1 rRNA gene is annotated in these 1,786 nt (G+C 48.5%); it reads right to left on the minus strand.

The annotated features are described in order from the left end of the window. Positions 1–55: 55 nt before the first annotated feature. Positions 56–1,616: ribosomal RNA gene (locus tag AC1RPU_RS07490) — 16S ribosomal RNA — on the minus strand. Between the last annotated feature and the right edge of the window lie 170 nt (positions 1,617–1,786).

Below are 1,786 nucleotides of genomic sequence, written 5' to 3' on the forward strand. Positions count from 1 at the left end.
CCTCAAAACTAAACAAATTTTCGACAAGTGTGTAGGTTTCCGTAATATTCCTTAGAAAGGAGGTGATCCAGCCGCAGGTTCTCCTACGGCTACCTTGTTACGACTTCACCCTAATCATCTGTCCCACCTTAGACGGCTGGCTCCTAAAAGGTTACCTCACCGGCTTTGGGTGTTACAAACTCTCATGGTGTGACGGGCGGTGTGTACAAGGCCCGGGAACGTATTCACCGCGGCATTCTGATCCGCGATTACTAGCGATTCCAACTTCATGTAGGCGAGTTGCAGCCTACAATCCGAACTGAGAACGGCTTTAAGAGATTAGCTTAACCTCGCGGTCTCGCAACTCGTTGTACCGTCCATTGTAGCACGTGTGTAGCCCAGGTCATAAGGGGCATGATGATTTGACGTCATCCCCACCTTCCTCCGGTTTGTCACCGGCAGTCTCATTAGAGTGCCCAACTAAATGCTGGCAACTAATAATAAGGGTTGCGCTCGTTGCGGGACTTAACCCAACATCTCACGACACGAGCTGACGACAACCATGCACCACCTGTCATTCTGTCCCCGAAGGGAACGGCCTATCTCTAGGTTTGTCAGAAGATGTCAAGACCTGGTAAGGTTCTTCGCGTTGCTTCGAATTAAACCACATGCTCCACCGCTTGTGCGGGCCCCCGTCAATTCCTTTGAGTTTCAACCTTGCGGTCGTACTCCCCAGGCGGAGTGCTTAATGCGTTAGCTGCAGCACTGAAGGGCGGAAACCCTCCAACACTTAGCACTCATCGTTTACGGCATGGACTACCAGGGTATCTAATCCTGTTTGCTACCCATGCTTTCGAACCTCAGCGTCAGTTACAGACCAGAGAGCCGCTTTCGCCACTGGTGTTCTACCATATATCTACGCATTTCACCGCTACACATGGTGTTCCACTCTCCTCTTCTGCACTCAAGTTATCCAGTTTCCAATGCATTTCTTCGGTTGAGCCGAAGGCTTTCACATCAGACTTAAAAAACCGCCTGCGTTCGCTTTACGCCCAATAAATCCGGATAACGCTTGCCACCTACGTATTACCGCGGCTGCTGGCACGTAGTTAGCCGTGGCTTTCTGGTTAGATACCGTCACTAGGTAAACAGTTACTCTTACCTACATTCTTCTCTAACAACAGAGCTTTACGATCCGAAAACCTTCTTCACTCACGCGGCGTTGCTCCATCAGACTTTCGTCCATTGTGGAAGATTCCCTACTGCTGCCTCCCGTAGGAGTTTGGGCCGTGTCTCAGTCCCAATGTGGCCGATCACCCTCTCAGGTCGGCTACGTATCATTGCCTTGGTGGGCCTTTACCTCACCAACTAGCTAATACGCCGCGGGTCCATCCAAAAGTGACAGCTTACGCCGTCTTTCATTATCAAACCATGCGGTTTAACAAATTATGCGGTATTAGCACCTGTTTCCAAGTGTTATCCCCCTCTTTTGGGCAGGTTACCCACGTGTTACTCACCCGTTCGCCACTCATTATCTTCGGTGAGTGCAAGCACTCGGTGAAGATAATGCGTTCGACTTGCATGTATTAGGCACGCCGCCAGCGTTCATCCTGAGCCAGGATCAAACTCTCATATAAAAAGTTGATTGCTCTTATTGTTTTGTTACTTTTTGAAACTAGCGAATTGACTTCGCAAATGTTTGCTCTTAACTCTTAGTTAAGAGACCCTACACATTTGATTTGTCGAAAATTTGTTCAGTTTTCAAAGATCTACTTGGTTGCTTTTGACAACTTTTATATCATATCAA

Source organism: Dellaglioa sp. CoH-55-MRSF-7 (assembly GCF_056782235.1).